Here is a 26,027-nt window from a genome sequence, read left to right as displayed (position 1 = left end):
GGCCGTATATACCCGGTGTAGGGTGCCCAGGTACGTCGCAGCCCCACTGGGGTCGGATCCAGCGGGGCTGCGGTGGACGTACCCGATGTGCAGACCGGGTCGCCCTCGCATCGTACGTCGCCCCGGCGTGCTTTCACTTTGCGACCCACAGGGGATGGGGGTCGCGTGGATGGTCGACCGATGGACCGTCGAGAAGGCAGTCCGGGCCTCGCGCCTGGAACCACCGGGGCGCCACATCATCCTGACGCTGCTGACGTATGTCGACGTCAAGACTGCGACGATTCCTGAGCGGTTCACGCCGAGCCTGACCGAGCTCAAGGACGCCACCGGGTACGCCCGGTCGACGGTGGCCGAGTGGCTGAACACCCTAGAGGGCGTCGGCTGGGTGATCCGTGACCGGCCGACCGTCGCCGACGCCCGCGTCCGCAAGAAGCGGACCGTATACCGCCTCGCCGTACCCGCCGCCGCGCTGGACTCCCTCACCCTGCCCGCTGAGCCGCCAGACGGACCAGTGTCGGATATGCCCCCTTCGGTTAGTCCGGCCGGCGGACCAGCCGCTGACGGCGTAGTTAGTCCGCCCAGCGGACCAGCGCCAGAATCACCCCGCTTTGGTAGTCCGGCACCCGGACCAGATCAGAGGCCGGTTGGTCCGCCAGCCGGACCAGAGCTAGTCCGGCACCCGGACCGAGTTGGTCCGCCAGCCGGACTCAACCAGACCAGCTCATCTGTTGACCTTGTTGGGCGCGCGCGGAGCAGGGCTGACACCGACCACCCGTACATCGAAGGGCCGAACGGCTACTGCGCCGCGAAGGGGTGCGCGGTTTCCGAACGCATGCACGGCATCGGCCGCCCCGCCGACCCGAAAGGACCCAGGCGATGAACATCGCGGCGACCGGACCGCACGAAGCCCAGTGCGCCACTTGCGGCGGCGTGCTCGTCCCCGCCGGCGACGACTGGCAACACCTCACCGACACCGGCTGCACCCTGTACGGCGAGCCGATCCTGTGCGGACGCGACCCGGGGTGCGCCCTGCCGGCGGTCGTAGGCGGCACTGCCTGCCACGACCACTTTGGCTTTTCCATGCCCAAAATCAATACGGCCACTGTCCTCGACCGTGACCCACTTGAATAGGAAGGTGATGAGACCGATGGCTCTGTTCACCCCCGCCACCCGCAAGCAGGCCAAGGCGCGCATCGCGCTCGCCGGCCCGAGCGGGGCCGGCAAGACGCTGACCGGCCTGAAGCTGCTCTACGCGCTGACCGACGCCCGCACCGTCGCCGACGGCGCCGAAAGGATCGCGTTCATCGACACCGAGCGCGACTCCGCCGACAAATACGCCGTCGACCCTAGCCAGCCGAGCGTCGGCGACATGACGCCCGAGCAGGCCGGCGGATACGGCTTCCAGAAGACCTCACCGGTGCGGTACGACCCGCGCGAGCTCGTGACCACGATCGAGGAAGCCGCCCGCGCCGGGTTCATCGGCCTGCAGGTCGACTCGCTGTCGCACTACTGGTTCGGCGCCGGCGGAGTCCTGGAGCTCGTCGACCTGTTCACCCGCAACAACGGCGGCCGGTCGATGGACGGCTGGCGCGACGTACGCCCGATCGAACGCGCCTACATCGAGGCGCTGATGGCGTTCCCCGGCCACGTCGTGGTGTGCCTGCGCTCCAAGCAGCGCTACGAGATCGAGGAAGGTAACGACGGCCGCAAGCGCGTCGCGAAGCTCGGCATGCAACCGGACCAGCGCGAGGGCCTCGAGTTTGAGTTCGACGTCTTCGGCGATCTCGACAGCGAGCACTACCTGCGGATCAGTAAGACGCGCTGCACCGCGCTGGACGGGCAGGTGATCCACAAGCCGGGCCAGGAGCTCGGTGAGCAGATGCTCGACTGGCTGGCCTACGGCGAACCGCCGCGGGCCATCGACTGGGACCGGGTGCTCGCGGACTGCACCAGCCGCGAGGACTTGGCCGTGTGGTGGCAGCAGGCGCAACGCGCCGGGCAGTCGTTCGCCTTGCGGGATAAGTTCGCCGCCCGCGGGCAGGAGATCAGCGCCGCCCGCAACGGCCCGGCCACCATGCCGGCCGAGCAGACGGACAGCCCACCATCATCCGCGCAGACTCCGGCCGAGCCTGCGTCCGGCGCCAAGTCGCAGCAGGAAGCGCAGGACACCGCGGCCGCCGGGCGCCGCCCGGCCGGCTCCCGCGCAAAGGCTCGTGCGGCGGAGGTAGCCCAGTGACCGCGGATCCCGCCACGGTGGCGGCGCTGCCCGGCGCGGCGATGCGCGCCGCCGTGCTCAAGGCGCTGCTCGACGAGGTGAAGAAGGCGTACGACGCGGCCCGCGCGCAGGCGGACACCGCGCTGCTGCACCTGCACAGCACTGTCGGTGTCCGCACCGTCGAAGTACGGCTACCGGGCGCGATCGCGCCGATCGCGCAGATCACCGTCCCGGAGGCATCAGCGGGTCTGCGCGTCGACGAGCAGGCCCTGCTGGACTACTGCGCCCGCGAGCACCCCGGCGAGATCGAGCAGATCCCGGCGAAGAAGGTCGTGCGCCCGGCGTGGCGCAAGACGCTGCTGGCCCGGCTGAGCGTGGAGCCGGACGGCACCGTCGTGGACTCGGCGACCGGCCGTGTCCTGGACTTCATCGAGGTGCGCCCAGCCGCGGCGCCGATGTCGACGACGATGACGTTCAAGGACCACGGCCGTGACACCGTCGCCGCGAGCCACCGCGAGGGCCGGCTGTCGCTGCCCGAGCTGCTGCAAGGCACGGCGCAGTGATGGGGCACCAGCCGGTCGCGGAACGCGGCCGCTCGGCCGTGGCCGACGTACGCCGTGCCCGCGCCGAGCACCGCCTCACCGTGGCGCACCTTGACCGATGGCTGCTGCCCGGCCTGGACTTCCACGACGAGGGCAGCGGCGAAAACGGGGCGTGTTTCACATGAGCGCCGAAATCTGGCACCTGGCGATCACCGACGGCGGGATCGTCGCCGATGGTGTCATCGGGCAGTTCGACACCGCCACGGAAGCGGCCCGGACGGCGTCCATCGTGCTGCACCGCGTCGCGGCACGCCTGCGTGCCTGGGCCGCGACCGCAGACCGCGGCGACCCGCGAGCCGGGCGGGCCCGCGAGATCGCCGGACGGCTCGTGCGGGAGGCCGCCGAGATCTTCGCCGCCGACACCGAGCACGCAGTCGCCGAGGTCCTTGACGACCCCAACCTCGCCGCGATCCCGCTGAACACGCTCGCCCTTCATCACGACTTTCGCCTGGAGAGGACGGCGTTCTGCGACGCGCCGATCCCGTTCAGCGGCAGGTGGAGCCGCCAGGCCCTGTGGTTGCAGACCTGGACCACGACCTGGCGCGACGAGCCGGATCCCAGCTGCCCGAGGCGGCGCCCAGCTCAGGCCGCGCGCCGCCACCTGCACAACCCTGCAAGGAGCACCCCGTGACCATCCCCCTGCGCCAGCTCGGCGACGGGCCGGAACCCGCCGAGAACCGTCCGCAGCCGGTACGAGACTGGTTGACGGCGGCGATCACCGCGGCCGACTGCCCGGACTGCCCGGACTGCCGCGATCTGCGGTCCTGTCCGCCCCATGCGGCCGACGCCGTTCTCGACGCCTGCCGCCAGGAGCGGCTGATCATCATGCCGGTCGAGGACGCCGACGCGATCATTGCCCCCGCCAGCGACGACCGCGTCTATCAATGAGGCCCTACGCCGGTGCGCGGCATTCAACCCCTGGACACATACGCGCGCTAACGCCCACCTGCGTCGACGATCAACACGGCCGCGGTGCTAATGTGTGACCGTGTATAGCTCACGAGGGTGAGCGAGCACTCCGGGCGAAACTGGCGACTGCCGGGGGGTAGCTCCATGACGCCCGGTAACACCTGCGTGGCGGGTGCGGACCAAGGGCCGGGCGATCGTTGGATCGCCCGGCCCTTGTGGGTCAAGGCGCCGCCGAACCCGACGTCCGAAGCGCCGACCCGCTCGCGACTTCCCAAGCTGGAGAAATCGACGATGGGCTCGATGCGGCACGACCGCCGTGGTCGTCATGGTGACCACCGCGCCAGAGTCGGGAATGCTCACCATCCACATCACGCGTAGTCACACGGTGGAGTCGGTGTAGTGTCTCGCCGTCGGCACTGCGCGCGTCCTACACTCAAGGGTGTAACTAGCGGTGGCACCGAGGCATTGCTACCGTACAGATAACTTGGTCGAAGAAGGGTCAATTTTGCGACCGTGGCGGTCTGCATGAATGCGCCACGAGGACAGCAGCCACACGCAACCGCGGCATTCCGATCGTGGCAGTCATCGTACGGTGGGCCGGGATCAGTGATCAGCGGCGGCGAAGCTGGCTGAGGCGCCCGTTCGTCCGGCGACGTTTGTATCCGGCTACAGCACAACAGTGGCAAGGGAAGCGGCTACGTCCAGAGAGACGTAGCTGGGAATCCTGGGGGTATGGGTTGCGGTGTTACGGCTATGACCAGACGGGCATGGTCGTCATCGAGTCGGAGGCAGACGTCATCCGTGACGTCGTGCGACGGCTTCTTGCCGACGAAAAGATGACATCGATCGTGGCGGACCTGCGCGCTCGGGGTGTACCGACAGTCACCGGCGCTTTGTGGTCGCATCATTCGATGACCCGGCTGGTGGGCTACCCGCGCCTCGCCGGGTTGAAGGAGCGCAACGGAAAGCTGGTCAAGGCTGACTGGCCGGCGATCATCACACGGGCGGAACACCGGAAGCTGATGAAGCTGTTCGCCGATCCCAGCCGCGAGCAGCCGGTATCGAACAGCCCCAAGTACCTGCTGTCCGGTGGACTGTTGACCTGTGACTTCCCGCTACCCGACGACCATGGCACGCATCCGTGCGGCAAGCCGCTGTACACGCAGCCGTCTACGACGGCCACACGCGGGTATGTGTGCCGCACCGGCAGTCCCTCCTATGGATGTGGCCGCATCCGCATTGCGGCCCCGGCTCTGGAAGAACTCGTCGCGTCCCGAGCGCTCGCGCGTCTGGCGTCACCTCCGGTGCTGGAACGCCTCAAACGTGCGATCGGCGCTGTAGGCAGCGAAGGCTTCAGTATCGATCAGGCCCTGAGTGATCTCGACGATCGCCTCCGGGAAGCGGGAGAGCAGTACGCCCGCCGGGAGTTGAGCATGACGACACTGCGAGCGATCGAGAAACAGACCAAGGCCGACCGTAAGGCGCTGCTCGAGCGGGCCAAACAGGCGGACCGGCTCCTGAGGCTTCCCGAACCCGAGGCACTGGCGGAGTGGTGGGTAGACGCATCCATCGAGGACCGGCGCGAATTGGTGTCGCTCGTGCTGGACCATGTCAAGGTGAAGCCCGCCCCGCGGCGAGGGAATGTCGCTTTGGACTCGGATCGTCTGGAGTTCGTCTGGAAGTGAGTGGCCACGCCGCCCTCCAAGGGGCTCCTGCTGCGCGGCATCGCAGCGTCGTAGGCGCGACTTTGTCCGCTGGCACGTCGCATGCGGTCACGGCCGCACAGCAGGGGCCGTCCCACCGTGGCCTTCGCCCGGGGCACTGGCGTCCGGACCGGAGGAGGACCGTCACGACGCTTCGAGATCTCACAGCGTTACGGGCAGTTGCTGTAACCCACGGCTGCGGAATGACGGGCGCCAGCTCAGATGATCGACGGGACGTGCGAGCGCCAAGCCGGGAAACCGCTCGAACAGCGTGCTCACTGCGACCTCGGTCTCCAATCGAGCCAGAGCGCTACCGAGGCAGTGATGGATGCCATGGCCGAATGCCAGATGCGCGTTGTCTTCACGCGCCACGTCGAACCGGTCGGGGTCACGAAACCGGCTCGGGTCCCGATGCGCGGCGGCCAGGCACAGCAACACGGTGTCACCGGCCGGGATGGTGTGCTCGCCGATGCGAACGTCCTCGAGGGGGAACCGGCGGATGGAGAAGGGGTTCGGATTGGCGAAGCGCAGCATCTCCTCTACCGCCGAGGGGTACAGGCCCGGCTGGGCCTGCAGGCGGGCCAGCTGCTCTGGGTGGGTGAGCAGCGCCAGGATGCCGTTGCCGATCAGGTGAACTGTCGTCTCGTACCCGGCCCAGAGGATCAGAAAGGCGAGGGACGTCAGTTCGTCCTCGCTGAGGCGTTCCTCGTCTTCCTCCCGCACGCTGACTAGGGCGGAGATCAGATCGCCTCCGGGCTTGGCCCGCTTCTGCACAACAAGATTGATCAGAAGTCGGTGCAGGCCGGCGACCGCCTCCTTGGCTTGTTCTGGGGGCTGGCCAGGCTGCGGCGCGAGCAGGTTGGTGGTCCAGCTACGGAACTGCTGTCCGTCCTCGGGCGGTACCCCGAGCAGCTCGCTGATGACGGTCAAGGGCAACCGCATCGCCAACGCTGCCATGAGATCTGCGCGGCTTTGACAGGCGACCTGGTCGAGCATCTCGTTGGTAACTCGGCGGACGAAGGGTCGCAGCTGTTCCACCCGGCGAGCCGTGAACTCCCGCGTCACCAGCCGGCGCAGCCGGGTGTGGTCGGGAGGGTCGATGTTGAGCAGGTTTGCGTCCAGAGATGGTGGCAGCGCAAATCCGCCGTAGCCCTTGCCTGCCGAGTTGCGCTTGCTCAGTGATAGCCGGGGGTCGTTGAGCAATAGCCGCACGTCGGCGTAGCGCGTCACCAGCCACACCGGCGAGCCGTCCGGTGTGGTGGCCCGACGCACCGGCGCGGCGGTCCTGAGCGCGGCGTACGCCGGGTGCGGATCGGCCATGAATCCGGGATCGTTGACCAGCAAGAAGGGGTCCTGTTCGTGCAGCACGGTAGTCATGTGGTGCCTTTCTCAGGCGTCCTGGGGAGCCGGCTGCGGGCTGTCTGCGGCCACGGCGGCGCGGACGACGGGTGAGCGGGCGAAGGCCTGCGACACCTTCACCAACCGCCTCACTTCCCGGGACATGTCGGTCCGGTCGCCGTCGGCGTTGACGGTGAGCTGGGCTGGTTCCAGAGGAAGTTGATCTCGCTGTTTGGCGCGTACCGCGCCGGCAAGCACAGCGGCCTCTACGACTGCCGATAGCTCCGCCGCGTCGAAACCCCGGTCAGCGGCTGTCTGCCGGGCAGACTGCTCGACCTGCGCATCGAAGTGCTCTCGCAGCGCCAGGCGGCCATCGAGGATCTCGACCACGCGTCGGGTGAGCTTGAACTTCACATCGCGTACCGCATAGCGCCCGAGCCACGAGATCCGCGGCGGCGGGTCCAGGGCGATGCCCGGAACGGCGCCGTGCAGCGCCGACCACAGCGGGTACAACTGTTGGTAGGCGCGCTGGCGACCGAACCACTCCGCTACCCGTGACAGGTGTGGTCCCCAGCTAGGCATGGTGAGACCGACCATCGTGCAGATCGCGCCGATGCCGGCGCCGAGACGCGCCATGTTCTCCCACCGGTTCGGGTCCCACCCCGCGACGGCGCCGACGATGTCGGTGATGCGCGCCGCGCAATAGATCAACCCGAAGATCGCGCCACCGCCGAAGATGCGCAGACCTCGTCGCAGCCAAGGCGCGCCGGCGACAGGTGCGTAGCGCCAGGTCATGCGCAGAATGTCCAGGCGGGTGATCGTGTAGGCGGCCATGTACACCAGCAGGTACACCGAGTAGGTGGGGATGCGGGCGTGGGTGGCGACGAAGTCCCGGCTGCGCTCGCCAGCAGTTGGCGTCATGAGGAATAGGGCGGTCATCACGAGCAGCACCAGAGCGAGAAGGGTCGCCCTGAATCGGATCTTGCGCCACGCCTCGGTCCGAGGGTAGAGCCAGAACAGCATCATGGCTTGCAGGGCTGCCGTGTTGGCAATCACGAGGCCTTGGGTCACCAGAGCTGCCAGGTTGGGCACGCCGAGAGCGCGGTCGAAGGCCGACCACACCACAGGTGTCGAGATCGTAAACACGATCGTGAGGAACCCGAACCCGATGCACAGGGCCACCGAGGCGGCGTCACGGTTCTTCCGCAAGCTGACGAGCTTGAACAGAAAGGCCGCACCAGCAAGCGTGGCGTCGATGGGATAGAGGACGTCGTTGATCGTGCGGTTCATCTGCTCCGGGTTCCGTCTCAGGGGTATGAGCGGCTGATGCGGCGGACGACGTCAGCCACCTCAGCAGGCACCTCGAACGTTCGCTCCGGCGAGAAGCGGCTGACCTCGCCGAGGATCAGTGTGGCGATGGTTTCGGCCTCCTGCTCGGCCTCCTGCGAGTAGTGGCCTCGACCAAGCATGGTTTTGATCAAGGCCGGGTCCAGATCCGGGACAAGCAGTTGAGAAAGGTCATCGCTGAGCACGGAACCGATCCGGTGCTCGCAGAGCAGGTGACCGAGCTCGTGCAGGATGATCTGCAGCTGGTGCGGTCCGCTGGTCTCTTGCTGGAAGAACACGAAGTCCGCTTGCTCCGTGGACAGCCACAGCCCGCAGGGACAGTCGGGTGGCAGATCCATCGGCAGGAGTCGGATCGGCCGGCCGCGCTTGTCGCCGAGGCGACGGCAGAACTCCTGTACATCAAATGGCGACGGAATCTCAAGATCGCGCACAATGTTCCGGCACCGCTGTCGCATCCCTCGCCGCATCAAGTCCCCTCCCCCCGTGCCCGGCGGATCCTCCGCACTGCCGCCTCTAAGAGGACGTCTGATTAACGTATTTTGTGGTGTTATGTAATTTGAGGGTCTCGCCAGGTTGGGGTGGTTTCGCCGGTGATTCGGCGAGCGAGGTTGTCGATCATGGCAAGGGTGATCATGGCTTCGGAGTTGCTGGGCCGGGTTTCGTAGTCGCGCACCAGGCGGCGGTGGTGCATGAGCCAGCCAATGGTGCGCTCGACGACCCAGCGTCGTTTGACCACGTTGAAGCCTTTGACCTGCGGTTCTTTGTTGACGATCTCGACGTCGATGTCGAGACTGGCGCCGTGTTCGACGGTTTTGACTTTGAAGCCGGCATCGACCCAGGTCTTGGTCAGGGCGGAGTGGGTGGCGGTGGCCTGGTCGAGCAGATCGTTGCCGATCACGTTGTCGCTGACGCTGGCGGCGGTGACGATCACGGCGAGCAGCAGGCCGAGGGTGTCGGTGATGATGCCGCGTTTACGGCCGGCGATCTTTTTGCCGGCGTCGATGCCCTGGGTCTTGAGCGGCACGTTGGTGGAGGTCTTGACGCTCTGGGTGTCCATGATCGATGCGGTGGGTTCGGCGGATCGGCCGTGGTGGTCACGGACGAGTCCGGTGAGGTTGTAGTTGAGGGCGGTGAAGATCCCTTCCTTACTCCATAGGGCGAAGTAGCCGTAGACCGTCGCGTGTGGAGGGAAGTCGTGCGGGAGGTAACGCCAGGCAATGCCGGTGCGGTTGACGTAGAGGATGGCGTTGAAAATCTCCCGCAGGTCGTGGCTGGGGGTGCGGCCTTTGATGCCGATCGCGGTGCGGGCGTCGGTGCGGGCCTGACGCCACGCGGTCAGCCGGGGCGCGATCAAGGCCCAGCGGGCGTCGGACAGGTCGGACGGGTATGCGCGACGTTCGGTCATAGCAGTGGATTACGGTGGTGGAGTCGTGCGGTGAGGACACCATGTCCGCCGATTCCGAGGTGGAAGTCAATGAAACATGATCGAGGGACGAAAAGCCGCGGACCCTCACAGATCTGAAGCACCTGATACTGCGTTATTCGGTTAGATCGGCCAGGCGGGTACTGCCATCGCCTGCTGTTAACCGTTCTTTAGCACCATCAATGCCAACAAAACGTCCAGTAAGAGGGCATCTGATCCCGGGCAGCCGGGTCTGACCCGGATTGGCGGTGTTTAGTCGCGCCAGGTTTGGGTGGATTCTCCTGCCAATCGGCGGGACATTGTGTTAGCCATGGCCCAGAGGATCATGGTGCGTGATCGTTGGGGCAGGGACTCGTAGTCGCGGGCAAGCCGGCGGTGTTGCATCAGCCAGCCGAAGGTGCGCTCGACCACCCACCGGCGCGGCAACGCGCGGAAGCCTTTCTCCGCCGGACGGCGGGTGACCCTCTCGACGTCGATGCCATGTCGGGCGCCGCGCCGCCACACGGTGGTCTGGTAGCCGCCATCGACCCAGACCTTGCGCACCGTGGGATGCGAGGCGGCCACCTCGTCGAGAAGGCCCCGACCGGCGGCGGTGTCCGACACGGACGCCGCGGTGACCACCACGGCCAGCAGGAGCCCGAGGGTATCGGTGACGATGTGCCGCTTACGGCCCTTGATCTTCTTTGCCGCGTCGATGCCTTGCTCGGATTCCCTTACGTTGCAGGAGGTTTTGACGCTTTGCGCGTCGATGACCGCCGCGCTCGGTGAGCCGTCACGGCCATGCGCCTGCCGGAGTCTGCGACGCAGCAGATCATGGATCCGTTGCGTCGTGCCGTCCTTCTCCCACTTGGCGTAGTAGTCGTACACCGTCTTGGCCGGCGGAAAATCGTGCGGCAGGTACTCCCAGGCGATCCCGGTGCGTGTGACGTAGAGGATCGCGTTCACGATCTCCCGCAGATCGTGTACCGGCGGGTTGATCCCGAGTCCTGGCCGAGAGGCCCGCCACTGCGTCAGGACCGGTTCGATCACCGCCCACCGCGCATCCGACAGGTCCGATCGATATGGACGTCGCTCCATCCCCATGCCCTGCCAACGAGCCAGCACGGCCACCAACTGCCCGCAAACACGAATCAACCCGATCGAGGATCAGATGCCCTCTAAGGGCTACCTGATTTCGCCCACAGTGGATCCGGGCCGAGCAGCCCCCGTCACCGTCGGCCGACCGATCACCGCGGTCCGTCGTCAAGCCCCTCCCACTCGCGGACTCGACTGATCAAGTCGGCCACCAAGTTGATGCTCTTGGGCGACAAGCCGTTCAGGCGCAGCGCCAGCTGTTGCGCCTGGGTATCGCGCAAGGCCGCGATCATTTCCATCTGCTGGTTCTGTTGCTGCTCGACGGTCTCATCGAAGAAGTACGCGACCGGGACCTTGAAGAACCCTGCCAGCAGCACCAACGTCCTCTGCTGCGGGTTGGAGCTGCGCCCCGCACAGAGGTCGGCGATCTGAGTGTGCGAGATGGCTCGCTCACCGGGCTGCTGTCGCGTCCGGATCTCCTCAGCGATCTCCCGGTATGAGAACGGCCCCCGGTTCGGAGGATGAACGGTGGCGACCAGGTGGCGGAGCTTGTCAGCAAGCGTCCGCGGCGGTGGCTCGGCTTCGGCAGCCATTCCCAACCTCCTCCGACGTGGAGTGTCAATCTTACACTGTGGACCGACATGGTCGAGCGTTCGGGCACGTTCCGTACGGCAAAGTTGACACGGAGCGAAGAAACCTGGCTAACATGCACCGACGGAGGATGGATCTTACGGGCCCGGCCTCCATGTAAGAAGATTCGGACACGGGGGTGCCGACGAGGGAAATCTGGGGGGCCACCGTGGGGCCCCGGCCCTCTTTGCGGACATTGACGGAGCGGGGGGCGCTGCTGCGTGAGCCGGAAACGGGCCGAACGCATCTTGCGGCTAGCGGAGTTGATCGAGCAGGCGCGAACGTCCGGCCATCTGCCGGACACCGACATGGAGGATGAGGCGATTGAGCGGGCTGCGAAACTCCTTGCCGCCTCTGACCGACGCAGTGGGCGCCGTCCACATGGTTTTTGAGCTGCGGGGTTAGCGCGTCAGGTGTACATACTTTATTGACGTCAAGATCGTCGGTTACTACAATGAATATATACAGCTATTTGCTGTTCATCGTTGTGAGGAGACGAGCAATGCCTACCAGGCCGACGTTCAAGACGATCGAGGTCGCACGCATCGACCCCGACCCGGACCAGCCGCGCAAGGAATTCAAACAAAAGGAGCTCGACGAGCTGGCCGCGTCGCTCAAAGCCAACGGGCAGCTCCAGGCGATCGTTGTGCGCTATGACAAGTCGACCCGGCGCTACATGATCGTCGTCGGAGAGCGCCGATGGCGTGCTGCGCAACGGGGCGGCTTGGCAACGCTGAACGCCCAGGTGTTCGACGTCGACGATGACCGCGCATTCGAGCTGCAGATCGCGGAGAACGTCAACCGGCTGGACATGTCGCCGATGGAGGAGGCGGCGGCCTACGACGTGCTGCACCGTCGCGGGTGGGAGATCTCCCGGATCGCCACGGCGTACGGCAAGACCGAGCCGTACGTGCAGTGGCGCATCGACCTGCTGAACCTGAACCCGGACGCCAAGGACCTGGTTGAGAAGGGGCACCTGCCCATCAATGCGGCCTGGCACGTGTGCCGGCTGCCGGCCGATGCGCAGCAGCGCTTCCTGGTCAAGTGGGCCCGCGGCGACTTCAAGAGCCCCCGAGACGCCGAGGAGTTCGCCAAAGCCTGCAAGCACGTCGAGGCGCAGGGCAGCTTCTTCTCACTTGACGAGTCGCAGCACACCGAGGAGAAGCGAGAAGAGGTCGCTGCCGCCCGCCGCAGGGTCGTCACGAAGATCGAGCGGCTTGCCGCCGCAGGCGAGATCCTGACCGAACTCGCGGGCACCGACCCGGCGGAACTCGCCCAGGTGCTCGTCGGCGCCGACGGCGGGATCGTCGCCTACCAGGAGCGCGTCGGTCACCTGCAGGCCGCCGCGGGCAAGGCGGTGACGGCGCTGCGCAAGGCCGCCGCGATCGCCGCGGCCGTCACCATCGACATCGACCCTGCCGCCCTCGCCGAGGTCGCCAGCGTCGGCGAGGGTGAGCCGGACATGGCGTCGACCGGCGACGCCGTCGCCGACGACTCCGGCAGCGACAGCGACGCCCCCGAGGAAGAGGCCGGCGAGCGCTCCGACGCCGATTTCGCCCTCGCCTCCGCCTGACCGGCCAACCCAAGGACCGTGCGGGCGCATTGTCCGCGCAATATATACGGCCACAGTGCGACCGTGTATGTTGATTGATCGTGGATGACGGCTGGACCGCCGTCACCCTGGTCGGTCCCCCTGCCTTCGAGCGGCGCAAACGTGCCACCTGACTAGGAAACGGAAACCGCCATGCACAACACACCACTTAGCGCGAGCCGGCTCGCACCATCGCGCCCGGTGATCAACTCAGCCGCCTGCGACGCGCGCGCACCGATCCGGTACCGCTCCACCTGCGGCCGCGCCGAGCAGGCAGGTTGGTAGGTCGTGAGCCCTGGACCCCTGCTCCTGTCGACCCTGTCGGTCGCCGAGGCCGCGGAGCTGCGCCGCACTGCCTTCGACGCGGCCGACTGCGTCGCCACTCGGGAGGCTTTGCCGCTCAACCGGGCGACGATCGGGCGGCTGGCTGACGCCGTCGTGGACCGCATCGCTCATCACCTCCTCACCCGCGGCTTCCATCTGGCCTGCGAACGGATCGAGCAGTACATCGCCGACACCGACCAGTACCTGATCACGCCGGCACGCCGACGCGCTGTGGCGGGCCTCGACACCGCGGGCACCCTCCACACGCATCTGCAGTACCTCGAAGGGATGCATGACCTGCACACCACCGTCCAGGCAGCGTTGGACCAGTTCCACCGCGGCCCCGACCCGGCCAGCGTGGCGAGCACTGCCACTCCGGTCCCAATCACCGAACCCTGCCTCCGACCGCTGATGCGAGAGACGTCGTGACCGTTCATCTGTACACCTGCCGCTACCAGCGGTTTCAACCCGACATGGGATCGCCCGTACGGACCACCGTGGGCTACCCCAGATTCACCCTGCCGTACGAGCTGGCCGGGCACGCCCGCCTCATCAGCCCCACCTGGGCGATGGTGTCGATCAGTAACGAGGCGACCTACCGCGGCCAGTACCGGCAGCAGCTCGACGCCCACGGCGTCGATGCCGTCTGCGGCGAACTCCACGCCATCGCCGACCAAGCATCCGATCCGCGGCTGGTGCTCCTGTGCTTCGACGACCTGTCGAAACCGGATGGCTGGTGCCACCGCAGGATGTTCGCCGACTGGTGGACCGAACTAACCGGCGACGACGTTCCCGAACTCGCCGAGCCGCCGATCGCGAGCCTGTTCTGACCCGCTCGGCTGCCGAACGAAGTCATCCGTTCGGCAGCCGAGCGGCACCGCTTGACCGGCCCTGGCACTCGCATGGCAGCTACCGCCAGGGCCGCACTCCCCTCTGTCGAACGCAACACTGAGGAGCGTCCTCATCATGGCTGGTACGCCTGCTGACCGGAACCCCGCATCCGCTGGCAGACTGACGATCCGAAATCATGAAGGAAGCTGCGTGACCGCCTCGGATCACGGGCAGGTCCGCAGCAAGCGACTCGGGCCGCTGAACGCCGACGCCATCGAGACTGCAGAGTCCGAACTGATTACCACTGAGGAGCTGGCCAGGATGCTGCGGGTGGATTCATCCAGCATCCGCAGATGGCGGACAGCCCAGCCGCCGCAAGGTCCACCCTTCATCCCGCTATCCGAACGGGTGATCATGTACGCCCGCGACGACGTACGGGAATGGCTGGCGAGCCGACGAGTGCGCCCGGAAGCCGCCTAATGGCCATCGCACAACACCCGCCCATCGGCGTCTCAGTCAAGGCCGATGTGGAGTACCGCGAGGGACGCCCAAAGCCCTACAAGGCAAGGGTGCGGTGGAACGACCCCACGACCGGCGAGCGCCGGTCCAAATCACACTCGACCGCGACACCGGAAGAAGCTCAGGACTGGATCGACGGCATATTGCGAGCAGCGCGCGGCGGGATCGACCCCGCCGCGGCCACGCAGCCGCTTGCCGAGTACGGCGCGGACGTGATGCCGCTGGCCACCCGCGGACTGGAGCGTAAGACCCTCGATCCGTACCTCGCCGGCCGGCGGCTGCGGGTCGTGCCGACCCTCGGCCACATCCCGGTCCCGATGATCACCAATGGTGTCGTGGACCGGGCCGTCTACTCATGGATCGCCGACGAGTGCAGCCGCTCCACCGTCAAGAACACTCTCGCGATTCTGGTCAGGGTGCTTGAACAGGCCGTACGCGATGGAGTCGTGGGCCAAAACGTTGCTCGGGTGACCGGCTGGCAACGGGAGTACGAGCGTGCCGAGGACGAGCTTGACGACCCTCGCTCGCTCGCCCTGCCGAACTGGGAAACCTTGACCACCCTCGCGGACGCACTGGTCAGGCGTTCGCACGGCCAATTCAGCGGGTGGGGGCACATTGTGGTCTTCGCCGCCTGCACGGCGGCCCGCATCGGCGAAGTGTCGGGCGTACGCGCCGGGGACATCGACCGGAAGGCATGGATCTGGACTGTGCGGAGGCAGACCACACCGGGACCAGGAGGTCTGATCGACAAAGGCACCAAGGGCAAGCGTGCCCGCAAGGTGCCGATCATCGACGAGGTCCGACCGATGGTGACCGAGCGGCTCGACTCCGCCTCCGGACCGGATGCGCGACTGTTCACTGGGCCGCGCGGCGGCCGGATCAGTACCGCGGTACTGCGAGACGCCACGCATTGGGACGAGGTAGTCACTGAGCTGGGCTACGAACACCTACGGCGGCACGACCTCCGGCACACCGGCCTGACGTGGATGGCCGACGCTGGCGTACCCGTGCATGTGCTCCGCAAGATCGCTGGGCACGGATCACTGACCACCACCCAGCGATACCTGCACCCGGATCAACGCTCGATCGAGGACGCCGGAACAGCTCTCAGCGCCCACCTCAACGCGCCTCGGTCGCTCGATGGTCCCCGGTTGCGCGCCGTCTGACCAGGAGGCCGCCACCAGTCAAGCGACCCAGAATTCTCCCAGTGGTCCCTAAACGGTCCCCGAATACGCCCAAGCCAGTAGGAATATGAGGATCGAGGAAGATATGAGAAGGGCCGCTGACCAGGGTTTTAACCCTCGTCAACGGCCCTTCTTGATCGTCGGGCTGACAGGATTTGAACCTGCGACCCCTTGACCCCCAGTCAAGTGCGCTACCAAGCTGCGCTACAGCCCGATGCCACGCCCCGGAACCCCAGTGCGCGGCAACACCACTACCCTACCCCAGCCGCTCAACCCGTTTCGCACCGGCATGCCGGGAGCCGCCCACAAGCCGATAGCCGCCCACAAGCCGATAGCCGCCCAAAAGCCGAGTGCCGCCGAAACGCCGACTAGCCGGGAGCCACCCCGGCACGCCGGCACGCCGGCACGCCGGCACGCCGGCACGCCCCGGAGCGTCTCAGCCGTGTGCCTTTCCTCGCCCACCCGGGCCGAGCTTCTTGCGGGGTCGCACCGATACCTCCACCGGGCTTCCTTCGAAGCCGAACTCTTCACGCAGCTTCCGCTCGACGAACCGCTGATACCCCGCGTCGAACGGCCCGGTCGTGAACAGCACGAACCTCGGCGGTGCCACTCCTGCCTGCGTTGCGAACAGGACGCGGGGGGCTCGGCCTCCTCGGACCGGGTGCGGCGTGGCCTGAGTCAGGGCGGTCAGCCACTGGTTCAGCGCCCCGGTCGGGATGCGCTTCTCCCAGCTTGCCAGGGCTCGGCGGAGGGCCGGGGCGAGCTTGTCGACCGCTCGGCCGGTTTTGGCGGAGATGTTGACCCGGATCGCCCAGGGGATGCGTTTGAGCTCCCGGTCGATCTCCTTGTCGAGGTAGAACCGGCGGTCGGCGTCGACCAGGTCCCACTTGTTGAAGGCGATCACGAGGGCTCGGCCGGCCTCGACGACCTGGGTGAGGACGCGCTGGTCCTGTTCGCTGATGACCTCGGCGGCGTCGAGGAGGACGACGGCGACCTCGGCCGCCTCGACCGCGCCGGCGGTGCGTAGGGAGGCATAGTACTCGGTGCCGGAGGCCTGGTTGACGCGTTTGCGCAGGCCGGCGGTGTCGACGAACTGCCAGATCTCGCCGTCCATCTCCACCAGGCTGTCGACCGGGTCGACCGTGGTGCCGGCCACCGAGTCGACCACCGCGCGTTCCTCGCGGGCGACGCGGTTGAGCAACGACGACTTGCCCACGTTGGGGCGGCCGACGAGGGCGACGCGGCGGGGGCCGCGGGGGCCGCCTTCGATGATGGGCGGGGCCGGGGGCATGGCGGCGAGGATCGCGTCGAGCAGGTCGCCGGACCCGCGACCGTGCAGGGCCGAGATCGGGTGCGGCTCGCCGAGTCCGAGCGACCACAGCGACGTGGCCTCGAGCTCCACGGCCTGGTTGTCGGCCTTGTTCGCCACGAGGATGACCGGCTTGGCGCTGCGGCGGAGCATGCGCACGGCCTTCTCGTCCATGTCGGTGGCGCCGATGGTGGCGTCGACGACGAAGACCACCACGTCGGCGGTCTGGACGGCGATCTCGGCCTGGGCGGCGATGGCGGCGGCGCGGTCGCGGGCGTCCGGTTCCCAGCCGCCGGTGTCGACCACCGTGAAGCGGCGACCGTTCCACTGGGCGTCGTACGGCACGCGGTCGCGGGTGACGCCGGGCACGTCCTCGACGACCGCCTGGCGACGGCCGATGATGCGGTTGACCAGGGTCGACTTGCCGACGTTGGGCCGGCCGACGACCGCCACGACCGGCTGGGGGCCGGCCGGTTCGTCGGAGTCCGCGGACGTACCGTCGGAAAAGGTCACGTCGTCGAACTCGGAGAGATCGACGGGGAAGTCAGTCACGAACTCACCTTGCTGTTGAGCATGTCCAAAAGCCGGTTCACGACCTCGTCGATCCCCATGCCGGTGGTGTCCAGTTCCGTCGCGTCGACGGCCTGCCGCAGCGGGTCGACCGTGCGGGTGGAGTCGAGCCGGTCGCGCCGGGCCAGGTCGGCCTGGGTCGCCGCGACGTCGGTGGCGTCCTCGGCGCTGCGGCGCTGGGCGCGCGCGGCCGCCGACGCGGTCAGGTAGACCTTGAGGTCGGCGTCGGGGGCCACGACGGTGGCGATGTCCCGCCCCTCGACGACGATGCGGGACGCGGCCGAGATGATCTCCTGCTGGAACTGCACGAGCATGGTGCGCACCTGCGGGATCGCGGCGACGGCCGAGACCGCCCCGGTGACCTCGGGCCCGCGGATGGCCGCGTCGACGTCGACGCCGTTGGCCTCGAAGTGGGGCGCCAGCGGGTCTGTGCCGATGGAGAGGTCGGTCTCCATCGCCACCTTGACCACGGAGTCGGTGTCGGCGAGGTCGACCCCGGACTGGAGCACCGACCAGGTGATCGCCCGGTACATCGCGCCGGTGTCGAGGTAGACGCCGTCGATCGCCGTGGCGAGACGCCGGGAAACGGTGGATTTGCCCGACCCCGAGGGGCCGTCGACGGCCACCACGCACCGCTCGGGCCGTACTACTTGCGCCACCGTTACCTCCAACGTCGGGGAAGACGAACCTCCCCATTGTGCCCGGTGCCTCCGACAACTACGCGCGCGCAGTCCGCGGGGCATCCTCTAGGCCGTTTTGGTCCAGCATTTCTGGAAAGTACGGCGCCACCCGCCCCCACCGCAGCGACCCACCCCAGCCGTCAGAGGCCGCCCAGCAGCGTCCGCCCCACCGCAACCGCTCGCAGCTCAACTCTCTCCACCAGGCCTAGACGCACACACCCAGCCTCAAAAGCCCAGCCACGCAGCCTCACCGGCGAGCACACGACCCGGAAAGAAGAGGAAGCCGGGTCAGGCCCACCCCTCCAGAAGCGTCATGCACCGCTCCGGGCTCTCCACGTGGGCGTTGTGCCCCAGGCCCGCCAGGGTGACGACCGGTACGCCGAACCGCCCGAGCTGCTCGCCGGTGTTCATCGGATCGTGCTCGCCGCGCGCCAGGGTCACCTCCGCCGGGCACCGGGCCACCAGCCCCGCCATGTCCGGTTCGCCGACCCCGAAGGCTCTGCCGTCCAGCGCGAGACGCCACCGCCCGTCCTCGTGGACCAGACCCGCATCCGTCGCCGGGTCGGCGGGGTCGAGCAGCCCGGTGAGCCCGGAGACGCGCAGGTGCCGCACGGCGGCCTCGTCCCGGGTGTCGAACCATGCCGCCGGGCGCCGGGCCAGCGCCTGCGCACGGTCCAGTTCGTCGGCGCTCCAAGCGACCTTGATGCCGAGCCCGGCGATCCCGGCCACCGGTGACCCGGCCGCGGCCAGCGCGAGGGCGACCACTCCGCCCAGCGAGTGCCCCAGCACGTACGTCCGCCCACCCGGTTCCACGAGGGGGCTCACCGCGGCCGCGAAGGCGTCGAACGTGTACTTCGGCAGCGGCGCGGAACCGCCGTGACCGGGAAGATCCGGCGCCACCCAGCGGCCGGGCCACCGGTCGGCCAGCACCGGCCACCAGCCCGCCCATACGTCGGCGGTCGCGCCCAGCCCGTGCAGCAGGACCAGCAGCGGGCCGCCTTCGCCGCCGCTTCGCACCCGGAGATCGCCGTTCACACCGCGATTCTGCCATCCGGGCGGGTCCTGCCCATGCGGCGGGGAAAGCGGGGCCTCTCAGTCTCCGACGGACTTGAACAGGGCGCCGATCTCGGCGTTCGACAGATGCCGGAAGCCGCCGGGACGCATGTCGCCGAGCCGGATCGGGCCGACCGCCGTACGGATCAGTCGCGATACGGGATGCCCGACCTCGTCCATCATCCGCCGCACGATGTGCTTGCGCCCCTCGTGCAGCGTGAGCTCCACCTGAGCGGTCTTGCCCACCGCGTCGACCAGCTTGAACGCGTCGACCTTGGCCGGCCCGTCCTCCAGCTCGATCCCGGAGAGCAGCCGGCGGCCGACGTTGCGCGGCAGCGGCCCGGCGACCTCGGCCAGGTACGTCTTGGCCACCCCGTACGAGGGGTGCATGAGCTTGTGCGCGAGCGCCCCGTCGTTGGTGAGCAGCAGCAGGCCCTCGCTGTCCGCGTCGAGGCGGCCGACGTGGAAGATGCGCTGCTCGAACGTGCCGAGGAAGTCGGCCAGCTCGTTGCGGCCCTTCTCGTCGTCCATGCTGGAGACGACGCCCCGCGGCTTGTTCATGGCCAGGTAGACGAGCTTGGTGTCGGTGACGATCCGCTGGCCGTCGACGTGGATCTCCGCGGTCGCCGGGTCGACCTTGTCGCCGAGCTGGGCCACCCGGCCGTCGACGGTGACGCGCCGGCGGAAGATCAGGTCTTCGCAGGCGCGCCGGGATCCGACTCCGGCGGTCGCCAGGACCTTCTGCAAGCGCACGGAGTTTTCCGGATCAGCCTGAGGCATCGAGCACTTCTTCCACATCGTCGGGCAGGAACGGGGCCAGCGGCGGCAACTGGTCGACCGAGTTGAGGCCGAGCTTCTCGAGGAACAGCGCCGTGGTCCGGTACAGGAATGCCCCGGTCTCGCCCTCGGTGCCGCATTCCTCGATGAGGCCGCGCGTGACAAGGGTACGCATCACGCCATCACAGTTCACACCGCGGATGGCCGAGATGCGCGACCGCGTCACAGGCTGCTTGTAGGCGACCACTGCCAGCGTCTCCAGCGCGGCCTGCGTGAGCCGCACGGACTGCCCGTCGAGCACGAACCGCTCGACGTAGGGCGCATACTCCGGCCGGGTGTAGAGCCGCCAGCCACCCGCGGCCCGCCGCAGGTCGAATCCGTGCCCCGCCGCGGTGTACCGCGCCGAGATGTCCTCCAGCATGGCGGCGACCCGCTCGGTCGCCTGCTCCACGATCTGCGCAAGCTGCATCTCGGCCACCGGCTCGTCGACGACGAGCAGGATCGCCTCGAGGGCCGCGCGCAACTCACCGTCGTCGAGGGCCTTGAGCGCCGGCTCCTCGGCGGGCTTGAGCTCGACTTCTTCAGTACGGGGCGACGACTCCCCAGAAGCAGCACCCCCGTCCCGGCCTCGACGGCCCTGAGCCGGTATCCCGGAACTCGGCGCGCTCAGCGCCACCGCCTCCCCGTCGGCGCCGGACTCGTCCCCCCCATCGACCGGCTCTGATGCGGCCTCAGCCGGGACCTCGGCATCGACGGGTTCCGCGGCGACCTCACCGTCGATCAGCAGCTCCGAGGCGGCCTCGCCACCGGTCACCCCCGACGCGACCTCCCCCTCGAGCTCGGAGTCCTCGGCCTCCGGGACGTCCGACCCCGCGGCCTCGGCCTCCGGGACGTCCGACCCCGCGGCCTCGGCCTCCGGGACGTCCGACCCCGCAACGTCGACCTCCGGGGCATCGAGCTGGGCGTCGAGCTCCTTCGCGTCGGCCTCCGGGCGATGGGCGGCGGCGTAGGCGGGATCCGGCGGGCGCGGCGCGCGTTCCCATGGCGGAACCCACGAGGCCGCCTGCGCGGCGAGGGAGTCGGGGCGCTCGTCCGTCATGGCTTGTCCTCTTCCGATGGAGCCGACGGCCCGGCGTGTGCCCCCGGACCGTCCTGGTCAGCGTCTTCGTCCTCCGCCACCGGCCCCGCCCCGGCGGTGTCCGGCTCCGGCTCTGCCGCGGCGGTGTCCGGCTCCGGCTCTGCCGCGGCGGTTTCCGGCTCCGGCTCTGCCGCGGCGGTGTCCGGCTCGGGCGGGCTGCCTTCGTAGTCGTCGATGTCGAGCTCAGCCCCGCTGTCGGCGCCGCCGATCCACCTGATCGTCAGCTCGTCCAGGGACACCGGCTGCTCGAAGTCGACCAGGCCCTCCCGGTACAGCTCGAGCAGCGCGAGGAACCGGGCCACCACTTCCAGCGTGTTCTCGCAGTCGGCGACGAGCAGGCTGAAGGTCGAGGTGCCGGCGCGCCGCAGCCGTTTCCGGATCAGGTTGGCGTGCTCGCGCACGCTGACCCGCACCTGGTGGATGTGCGCGATCGACACCTCGGGCGGCCCCGGCTTGGGGGTGAACTGCTTCAGCGCCAGCTTGAACAGGCGCTCCGGTCCGACGCCGAGCACCAGCTCGGGCAGCGCCTCGGCGTACCGTTCCTCCAGCGAGACCGCGCGCGGCCAGCGCCGTGCCCCCATGCCCTCCAGCTCGGCGAGGTGGGCGGCGGCCTCCTTGAAGGCCTTGTACTGCAGCAGTCGCGCGAAGAGCAGGTCGCGCGCCTCGAGCAGGGCGAGGTCCTCCTCGTCCTCCACCTCGGCGGCGGGCAGCAGCCGGGCGGCCTTGAGGTCGAGCAGCGTGGCCGCGACCAGGAGGAACTCGCTGGCTTCGCCGAGGTCCCAGTCGTCGCCCATCCCGCGGATGTACGCGATGAAGTCGTCGGTCACCTGGTGCAACGCCACCTCGGTGACGTCGAGCTTGTGCTTGCCGATGAGCTGCAGCAACAGGTCGAACGGCCCGGTGAAGTTCGTCAGCCGCACGGTGAACTTGCCGGTGTCACCCTCCGCGGCGGCCTCGGCCGGGGCCGACGCCGACGCCGACGCCGACGCCGGGGCCGGGGCCGGGGCCGGGGCCGACGGGGAGTCCACGGCCGGTGAGCCGGTCGGCGCCGGACCGGGGCCGTCCGGATCGCCGGGCGTGGTGAGAGCAGGCACGTGCTGACCGTAGACCACGGGTCCGACAAGCTGTTCCCGGCTCACTCCACATCCCCCACAACCGTCGCGAACAGCCTCTCGAGGGTCAAACGCCACGGCACGCGACCGGTAACTGACCGTGTCCACGAAGATCGACAATTCGGCGACGGGCGGGCGTACCGATATCGTCCATGGGTCACCCCTGGAGAAAGGGCGGAGGTCACCGCGGTGCGTCTGCACGTCGGGTGCGCGATGTGGAGCCTGAAGTCGTGGCAGGGTCGCTTCCTGCCGCACCCCCGGCCCTCCCACGAACGGCTGCGCTCCTACGCCGGCTGGTGCGACGCGGTCGAGGGCAACACGACCTTCTACGCGACGCCGGCCCGCGACACGGTGGCCGGCTGGGCCGAGCAGACCGACCCGGCCTTCCGGTTCGTCGTCAAGCTGCCCCGGGTGGTCACCCACGAGCGCCGGCTCACCGGCGCCGAGGAGGAGCTGCGCGCCTTCCTGCACGCGATCGAGCCGCTCGGACCGCGCGCCCATGCCCTGTGGATCCAGCTTCCGGGATCGTTCGGTCCGGACGACATCCCGGTCCTGGCCGGTTTCCTGCGCCGGCTTCCCGCTTCCCATCGGTACGCCGTGGAGGTCCGTCACCGCGCCTTCTTCGCCGAACCGCGCACGACGGGTCACCTCGAGGAGGCGCTCGCCGCCGTGGACGCCGAGTGGATCCCGTTCGACACCACCGCGTTCTTCCGCAGCCCTCCGACCAGCGACGCCGAACGCGACGCCTGGAGCAAGAAGCCGCGCATGCCCCTGCGTACGGTCGCACTCACCGACCGTCCGATCGTGCGATACCTCGGCCGGGACGCCACCGACCGTACGGTCGAAGGCTGGCGGCCCTGGGTCGGGATCGTCGCGGACTGGCTGCGCGAGGGCCGCTCGCCGACGGTCTTCATCCACACCCCGGACAACGCCGACGCGCCCGCGCTCGCCCGGCGGTTCCACGACGAGGTCCGGGCGCGGGTTCCCGAGCTGGCCGCGCTACCGCGGCCCACGCCCGTCGAGCCCCTGACCCTGTTCTGAAGAGTCAGCCCCAGAGTCGCAGGAAGAGCACACCCAACAGGTCGAGCAGGCCCAGCAGCAACGGGTAGTCGAGCGGGAAGAAGCAGCAAACCAGCAACAGGACGTTGCCGATGTTCTTCTCTTCGAACCAGAGCCGGATCCACTGCAGCCCCGGGCCCGGCTTCGGCGGTATCGACCACATCACCCCGAAGCCGTCCAGCGGCGGGAGCGGGATCAGCGCGAGCAGGCCGAACGTCAGCAGGCCCACGCCCAGGGAGAGCAGCGCCTGCTCGGCGAGCGGCAGGGGTACGCCGCGCAGGACCATCGACGGGTCGAGGACGCCGAGGAGGTTTTCCGGGGCGCTGTAGACGTACGCGGCGAAGCAGAGCTGGGCCACGACGATGCAGGTCAGCGGGCCGGAGAGAAAGACCGCGGCGGCGCGGCCCCGGCCGCGCCAGCGCGGGATCTCGTCGACCGGGATGATCCGGCCCCAGCCCATGCCGCCGACGGCGGCGGCGACCGCGCCGAAGGGGTCGATGTCCTCGCGCGGGCGCGGGCCGATCGGTTCGCGGCGGTCGGTCAGGCCGAGCGTACGGGCGGTGAAGCGGATCGCGAAGGCGCGCAGCAGGAGCGCGAGCAGGAAGGCGACGACCAGCGCGACGAACGCGGCCGGTTCGCCGAGGGCGAAGAGCAATCTAGCCCCGTTCCGCCTTGGCGGCGATGACTTCGCGGGCGAGCTGGCGGTAGTTGCGCGCGCCCGACGACGCCGGATCGAGGGTGGTGATCGGCGCGCCGGCCACGGTGGACTCCGGGAACTTCACCGTCTTGGTGATCACCGTCTGGTAGACCTTGTCGCCGAAGGCCTCCACGACCCGCTGCAGCACCTGGCGGCAGTGGGTCGTGCGGCTGTCGTACATGGTCGCCAGGATGCCCTCGAGCTCGAGGTCGAAGTTGAGGCGCTCGCGGACCTTGTCGATCGTGTCCAGCAGCAGCGCGACGCCGCGCAGGCTGAAGAACTCGCACTCCAGCGGGATGAGCACCCCGTGGGCGATGGTCAGCGCGTTGATCGCCAGCAGGCCGAGGGAGGGCTGGCAGTCGATGAGGATGAAGTCGTATTCCTTGCGCACGCTGCGCAGCACCCGGGCGAGGGCCATCTCGCGGGCGACCTCGTTGACGAGCTGAATCTCGGCCGCGGAGAGGTCGATGTTGGCGGGCAGCAGGTGCAGGCCGGCCACATCGGACTTGATGATCACGTCCTCGGCGGTCACGTCGTCCTGCATGAGCAGGTTGTAGACGCTCAGGTCGAGGTTGTGCGGGTTGACGCCCAGGCCGACCGAGCAGGCGCCCTGCGGGTCGAAGTCGACGAGCAGGACCTTGCGGCCGTACTCGGCGAGGGCGGCGCCCAGATTGATCGTCGTCGTGGTCTTGCCGACGCCGCCCTTCTGGTTGGCGAGGGCGATGATCCGCGCCGGGCCGTGCCGGTCGGTGGGCATCGGCTCGGGGATCGGGCGGCGCATGGTGTAGGCCGTCGGGTCGGCCGGACCGAGGTCGGCGCCCAGGTCGAGAGAACTCTGCTGTTCCCGTAGGGCCGAGGTCCAGGCCTCCGCGCGCTCGTCGTTTCCCGCCATGCCCCTGTAGCCCCCTCTCGACCCGCAGCCGGAGCCGATGCCCGACTGTACGCCACGCAAGCCGTCGATCAGGGGTCACCCACACGGCGTGTCGTCCACTGGTGGCCCAACGGTTAACGAGCGCGCGGGTGTGCGGTGGCGTACACCTCCCGCAACCGGTCCACTGTCACCAGGGTGTAGACCTGGGTGGTGGTCACCGAGGCATGCCCGAGCAGTTCCTGAACGACTCTCACGTCCGCGCCGCCGTCGAGCAGGTGGGTCGCGTACGAGTGGCGCAGGGTGTGCGGCGACACGGCGTGCGCTCCCTCCACCGGCAGCCCGGCGGCCGCGGCGGCACGATGCAGAATCGTCCAGGCGCTCTGGCGTGACAGCGCTCCCCCGCGGGCGTTGAGGAACACCGCCGGGGTGCCTCTGCCCGCGGCGGCCAGAGACGGGCGCCCGCGGACGAGGTAGGCGTCCAGGGCGGCGCGCGCATACGAACCGAGGGGCACGAGCCGGGTCCGGCCGCCCTTGCCGTGCAGCGTCACGACGGCATCGTCCACGTCGTCCACGGCCAGCCCGACCGTCTCGGAGATCCGGGCGCCGGTGCCGTACAGGAATTCCAGCAGGGCGCGGTCGCGCAGCGCGAGCGGCTCGTCCCCGGTGACCGCCTCCAGGAGCCGGGTCACCTGGTCGACGTCGAGGGCCTTCGGCAGCCGTCGGGGCGGAGCGGGCGGTTTCACGTCGCGGCTCACGTCGTGGGCGGCGAGGCCCTCGCGGGCGGCGAAGCGGTGCAGGCCGCGTACCGCGCTGACCGCGCGGGCGGCGGAGGCCGCCGACAGCGGCGGATGCTCGGGCGTGCCCTCCCGCAGCACCAGGAGGTGCCGGGTGAGATCGGCGGGAGTGACCGCGGCCAGCTCGGTGATGCCGGCCGCGGTCAGCGACTCCAGATAACGGTCCAGATCCCGCCGGTAGGAGGCGAGAGTGTTGCGGGACAGGCCGCGCTCGACCGTGAGGTGGTCGAGGTAGGTCCGCACGGCCTGTCGCAACGCCGTCATCGCCGGTCTGTTC

General features: G+C 68.6%; 29 protein-coding genes and 1 tRNA gene. 14 read left to right on the top strand and 16 right to left on the bottom strand.

What is annotated here, in order from left to right; genetic code table 11:
• Positions 1–85: 85 nt before the first annotated feature.
• The 8 genes from EDD30_RS42140 (at position 86) to EDD30_RS31530 (ending at position 5,411) form a co-directional block, all read left to right on the top strand.
• Complete coding sequence (locus EDD30_RS42140) at positions 86–880, top strand: helix-turn-helix domain-containing protein (RefSeq protein ID WP_394328212.1); 795 nt, start codon at positions 86–88, stop codon at positions 878–880.
• Entirely contained in the window at positions 877–1,131 is a 255-nt protein-coding gene (locus EDD30_RS31555) for a hypothetical protein (RefSeq protein ID WP_071803469.1), read from the top strand. Before EDD30_RS42140 ends, EDD30_RS31555 begins: the two co-directional genes overlap by 4 nt.
• Positions 1,132–1,147: 16 nt before the next feature.
• Complete coding sequence (locus tag EDD30_RS31550; RefSeq protein ID WP_071803468.1) at positions 1,148–2,236, top strand: AAA family ATPase; 1,089 nt, start codon at positions 1,148–1,150, stop codon at positions 2,234–2,236.
• Complete coding sequence (locus EDD30_RS31545) at positions 2,233–2,778, top strand: hypothetical protein (protein WP_071803467.1); 546 nt, start codon at positions 2,233–2,235, stop codon at positions 2,776–2,778. The genes EDD30_RS31550 and EDD30_RS31545 overlap by 4 nt, the downstream gene beginning before the upstream one ends.
• Positions 2,778–2,942 (top strand): hypothetical protein, encoded by a 165-nt coding sequence (locus EDD30_RS39405; protein ID WP_170047142.1) that lies wholly within the window; start codon positions 2,778–2,780, stop codon positions 2,940–2,942. Before EDD30_RS31545 ends, EDD30_RS39405 begins: the two co-directional genes overlap by 1 nt.
• Positions 2,939–3,448, top strand: coding sequence for a hypothetical protein (locus EDD30_RS31540; protein WP_071803466.1), 510 nt, complete (start codon positions 2,939–2,941; stop codon positions 3,446–3,448). The genes EDD30_RS39405 and EDD30_RS31540 overlap by 4 nt, the downstream gene beginning before the upstream one ends.
• A complete protein-coding gene (locus tag EDD30_RS31535) occupies positions 3,445–3,705 on the top strand; it encodes a hypothetical protein (RefSeq protein WP_071803465.1) in 261 nt (86 codons plus the stop codon). The genes EDD30_RS31540 and EDD30_RS31535 overlap by 4 nt, the downstream gene beginning before the upstream one ends.
• A gap of 788 nt (positions 3,706–4,493) precedes the next feature.
• Positions 4,494–5,411, top strand: a complete 918-nt coding sequence (locus tag EDD30_RS31530) for a recombinase family protein (RefSeq protein ID WP_071803464.1) — start codon at positions 4,494–4,496, stop codon at positions 5,409–5,411.
• Positions 5,412–5,591: 180 nt separating this feature from the next.
• Here the strand turns inward: EDD30_RS31530 and EDD30_RS31525 are convergent, their stop codons facing one another.
• The 6 genes from EDD30_RS31525 to EDD30_RS31500 all read right to left on the bottom strand — a co-directional run bounded on the left by EDD30_RS31525 (position 5,592) and on the right by EDD30_RS31500 (position 11,204).
• Complete coding sequence (locus tag EDD30_RS31525; RefSeq protein ID WP_084556140.1) at positions 5,592–6,806, bottom strand: cytochrome P450 family protein; 1,215 nt, start codon at positions 6,804–6,806, stop codon at positions 5,592–5,594.
• Between the two features lie 12 nt (positions 6,807–6,818).
• Positions 6,819–8,057, bottom strand: coding sequence for an MAB_1171c family putative transporter (locus EDD30_RS31520; protein ID WP_071803463.1), 1,239 nt, complete (start codon positions 8,055–8,057; stop codon positions 6,819–6,821).
• A gap of 17 nt (positions 8,058–8,074) precedes the next feature.
• Positions 8,075–8,545 carry a hypothetical protein gene (locus EDD30_RS31515; protein ID WP_143162561.1) on the bottom strand — a complete coding sequence of 157 codons (471 nt, stop codon included), beginning with the start codon at positions 8,543–8,545 and terminating at the stop codon, positions 8,075–8,077.
• 116 nt (positions 8,546–8,661) lie between these two features.
• On the bottom strand, positions 8,662–9,519 hold the full coding sequence (locus EDD30_RS31510) for an IS5 family transposase (RefSeq protein WP_123678311.1): 858 nt from the start codon (positions 9,517–9,519) through the stop codon (positions 8,662–8,664).
• 270 nt (positions 9,520–9,789) lie between these two features.
• Positions 9,790–10,614 carry an IS5 family transposase gene (locus tag EDD30_RS31505; protein ID WP_211277928.1) on the bottom strand — a complete coding sequence of 275 codons (825 nt, stop codon included), beginning with the start codon at positions 10,612–10,614 and terminating at the stop codon, positions 9,790–9,792.
• A 149-nt stretch (positions 10,615–10,763) separates the two neighbouring features.
• Positions 10,764–11,204, bottom strand: coding sequence for a helix-turn-helix transcriptional regulator (locus EDD30_RS31500; RefSeq protein ID WP_071806658.1), 441 nt, complete (start codon positions 11,202–11,204; stop codon positions 10,764–10,766).
• Between the two features lie 539 nt (positions 11,205–11,743).
• Here EDD30_RS31500 and EDD30_RS31495 point away from each other — a divergent pair.
• From EDD30_RS31495 to EDD30_RS31475, 5 genes are all read left to right on the top strand, one after another.
• Entirely contained in the window at positions 11,744–12,814 is a 1,071-nt protein-coding gene (locus EDD30_RS31495; RefSeq protein ID WP_071806659.1) for a ParB/RepB/Spo0J family partition protein, read from the top strand.
• Positions 12,815–13,120: 306 nt separating this feature from the next.
• Positions 13,121–13,585 (top strand): hypothetical protein, encoded by a 465-nt coding sequence (locus EDD30_RS31490; RefSeq protein WP_071806660.1) that lies wholly within the window; start codon positions 13,121–13,123, stop codon positions 13,583–13,585.
• Complete coding sequence (locus EDD30_RS31485; RefSeq protein WP_211277852.1) at positions 13,582–13,986, top strand: hypothetical protein; 405 nt, start codon at positions 13,582–13,584, stop codon at positions 13,984–13,986. The genes EDD30_RS31490 and EDD30_RS31485 overlap by 4 nt, the downstream gene beginning before the upstream one ends.
• Before the next feature lie 211 nt (positions 13,987–14,197).
• The gene (locus tag EDD30_RS31480) at positions 14,198–14,467 is read left to right on the top strand and encodes a helix-turn-helix transcriptional regulator (RefSeq protein ID WP_244945469.1); all 270 of its coding nucleotides are present in this window, start codon (positions 14,198–14,200) and stop codon (positions 14,465–14,467) included.
• Positions 14,467–15,672 (top strand): tyrosine-type recombinase/integrase, encoded by a 1,206-nt coding sequence (locus tag EDD30_RS31475; RefSeq protein WP_123678608.1) that lies wholly within the window; start codon positions 14,467–14,469, stop codon positions 15,670–15,672. The genes EDD30_RS31480 and EDD30_RS31475 overlap by 1 nt, the downstream gene beginning before the upstream one ends.
• A 158-nt stretch (positions 15,673–15,830) precedes the next feature.
• Here the strand turns inward: EDD30_RS31475 and EDD30_RS31470 are convergent.
• From EDD30_RS31470 to EDD30_RS31440, 7 genes are all read right to left on the bottom strand, one after another.
• Positions 15,831–15,904: transfer RNA gene (locus EDD30_RS31470), tRNA-Pro, on the bottom strand.
• Between the two features lie 222 nt (positions 15,905–16,126).
• Positions 16,127–17,512, bottom strand: a complete 1,386-nt coding sequence (gene der / locus EDD30_RS31465; protein WP_071809391.1) for a ribosome biogenesis GTPase Der — start codon at positions 17,510–17,512, stop codon at positions 16,127–16,129.
• A 35-nt stretch (positions 17,513–17,547) separates the two neighbouring features.
• The gene (cmk, locus tag EDD30_RS31460) at positions 17,548–18,228 is read right to left on the bottom strand and encodes a (d)CMP kinase (RefSeq protein WP_071809388.1); all 681 of its coding nucleotides are present in this window, start codon (positions 18,226–18,228) and stop codon (positions 17,548–17,550) included.
• A 309-nt stretch (positions 18,229–18,537) separates the two neighbouring features.
• Entirely contained in the window at positions 18,538–19,284 is a 747-nt protein-coding gene (locus tag EDD30_RS31455) for an alpha/beta fold hydrolase (protein ID WP_071809389.1), read from the bottom strand.
• Between the two features lie 57 nt (positions 19,285–19,341).
• Entirely contained in the window at positions 19,342–20,100 is a 759-nt protein-coding gene (locus tag EDD30_RS31450) for a pseudouridine synthase (protein WP_071809390.1), read from the bottom strand.
• Positions 20,069–21,178 (bottom strand): SMC-Scp complex subunit ScpB, encoded by a 1,110-nt coding sequence (gene scpB, locus EDD30_RS31445; RefSeq protein WP_123678607.1) that lies wholly within the window; start codon positions 21,176–21,178, stop codon positions 20,069–20,071. Before scpB ends, EDD30_RS31450 begins: the two co-directional genes overlap by 32 nt.
• Positions 21,175–22,245: a segregation and condensation protein A gene (locus EDD30_RS31440; RefSeq protein ID WP_123678891.1), complete on the bottom strand. Its 1,071-nt coding sequence runs from the start codon at positions 22,243–22,245 to the stop codon at positions 21,175–21,177. The genes scpB and EDD30_RS31440 overlap by 4 nt, the downstream gene beginning before the upstream one ends.
• Positions 22,246–22,542: 297 nt before the next feature.
• On the opposite strand from EDD30_RS31440, the gene EDD30_RS31435 reads away from it, so the two are divergent.
• Complete coding sequence (locus EDD30_RS31435) at positions 22,543–23,370, top strand: DUF72 domain-containing protein (RefSeq protein WP_211277826.1); 828 nt, start codon at positions 22,543–22,545, stop codon at positions 23,368–23,370.
• A 4-nt stretch (positions 23,371–23,374) separates the two neighbouring features.
• Here EDD30_RS31435 and EDD30_RS31430 read toward each other — a convergent pair whose 3' ends face one another.
• From EDD30_RS31430 to EDD30_RS31420, 3 genes are all read right to left on the bottom strand, one after another.
• Complete coding sequence (locus tag EDD30_RS31430) at positions 23,375–24,043, bottom strand: zinc metalloprotease (protein WP_071806244.1); 669 nt, start codon at positions 24,041–24,043, stop codon at positions 23,375–23,377.
• A gap of 1 nt (position 24,044) precedes the next feature.
• On the bottom strand, positions 24,045–24,977 hold the full coding sequence (locus tag EDD30_RS31425) for a ParA family protein (protein ID WP_071806245.1): 933 nt from the start codon (positions 24,975–24,977) through the stop codon (positions 24,045–24,047).
• Between the two features lie 113 nt (positions 24,978–25,090).
• Positions 25,091–26,014, bottom strand: a complete 924-nt coding sequence (locus EDD30_RS31420; protein WP_071806246.1) for a site-specific tyrosine recombinase XerD — start codon at positions 26,012–26,014, stop codon at positions 25,091–25,093.
• Positions 26,015–26,027 lie beyond the last annotated feature (13 nt).

Origin of the sequence: Couchioplanes caeruleus, assembly GCF_003751945.1 — a bacterium.
GTDB classification, from domain to species: domain Bacteria; phylum Actinomycetota; class Actinomycetes; order Mycobacteriales; family Micromonosporaceae; genus Actinoplanes; species Actinoplanes caeruleus.
This window is presented reverse-complemented; position numbering and strand designations above follow the sequence as displayed.

Bases quoted from the DNA above. Each gene is read 5' to 3' on its own strand.
- EDD30_RS31510 (WP_123678311.1), bottom strand. From the start codon at position 9,519: ATGACCGAACGTCGCGCATACCCGTCCGACCTGTCCGACGCCCGCTGG.
- EDD30_RS31495 (WP_071806659.1), top strand. From the start codon at position 11,744: ATGCCTACCAGGCCGACGTTCAAGACGATCGAGGTCGCACGCATCGAC.
- scpB (WP_123678607.1), bottom strand. From the start codon at position 21,178: ATGACGGACGAGCGCCCCGACTCCCTCGCCGCGCAGGCGGCCTCGTGG.
- EDD30_RS31425 (WP_071806245.1), bottom strand. From the start codon at position 24,977: ATGGCGGGAAACGACGAGCGCGCGGAGGCCTGGACCTCGGCCCTACGG.
- EDD30_RS31525 (WP_084556140.1), bottom strand. From the start codon at position 6,806: ATGACTACCGTGCTGCACGAACAGGACCCCTTCTTGCTGGTCAACGAT.
- EDD30_RS31500 (WP_071806658.1), bottom strand. From the start codon at position 11,204: ATGGCTGCCGAAGCCGAGCCACCGCCGCGGACGCTTGCTGACAAGCTC.
- EDD30_RS31505 (WP_211277928.1), bottom strand. From the start codon at position 10,614: ATGGAGCGACGTCCATATCGATCGGACCTGTCGGATGCGCGGTGGGCG.
- EDD30_RS31520 (WP_071803463.1), bottom strand. From the start codon at position 8,057: ATGAACCGCACGATCAACGACGTCCTCTATCCCATCGACGCCACGCTT.
- EDD30_RS31435 (WP_211277826.1), top strand. From the start codon at position 22,543: ATGTGGAGCCTGAAGTCGTGGCAGGGTCGCTTCCTGCCGCACCCCCGG.
- EDD30_RS42140 (WP_394328212.1), top strand. From the start codon at position 86: ATGTGCAGACCGGGTCGCCCTCGCATCGTACGTCGCCCCGGCGTGCTT.
- EDD30_RS31530 (WP_071803464.1), top strand. From the start codon at position 4,494: ATGGTCGTCATCGAGTCGGAGGCAGACGTCATCCGTGACGTCGTGCGA.
- EDD30_RS31540 (WP_071803466.1), top strand. From the start codon at position 2,939: ATGAGCGCCGAAATCTGGCACCTGGCGATCACCGACGGCGGGATCGTC.
- EDD30_RS31550 (WP_071803468.1), top strand. From the start codon at position 1,148: ATGGCTCTGTTCACCCCCGCCACCCGCAAGCAGGCCAAGGCGCGCATC.
- EDD30_RS31475 (WP_123678608.1), top strand. From the start codon at position 14,467: ATGGCCATCGCACAACACCCGCCCATCGGCGTCTCAGTCAAGGCCGAT.
- EDD30_RS39405 (WP_170047142.1), top strand. From the start codon at position 2,778: ATGGGGCACCAGCCGGTCGCGGAACGCGGCCGCTCGGCCGTGGCCGAC.
- EDD30_RS31555 (WP_071803469.1), top strand. From the start codon at position 877: ATGAACATCGCGGCGACCGGACCGCACGAAGCCCAGTGCGCCACTTGC.
- EDD30_RS31420 (WP_071806246.1), bottom strand. From the start codon at position 26,014: ATGACGGCGTTGCGACAGGCCGTGCGGACCTACCTCGACCACCTCACG.
- EDD30_RS31450 (WP_071809390.1), bottom strand. From the start codon at position 20,100: ATGTGGAAGAAGTGCTCGATGCCTCAGGCTGATCCGGAAAACTCCGTG.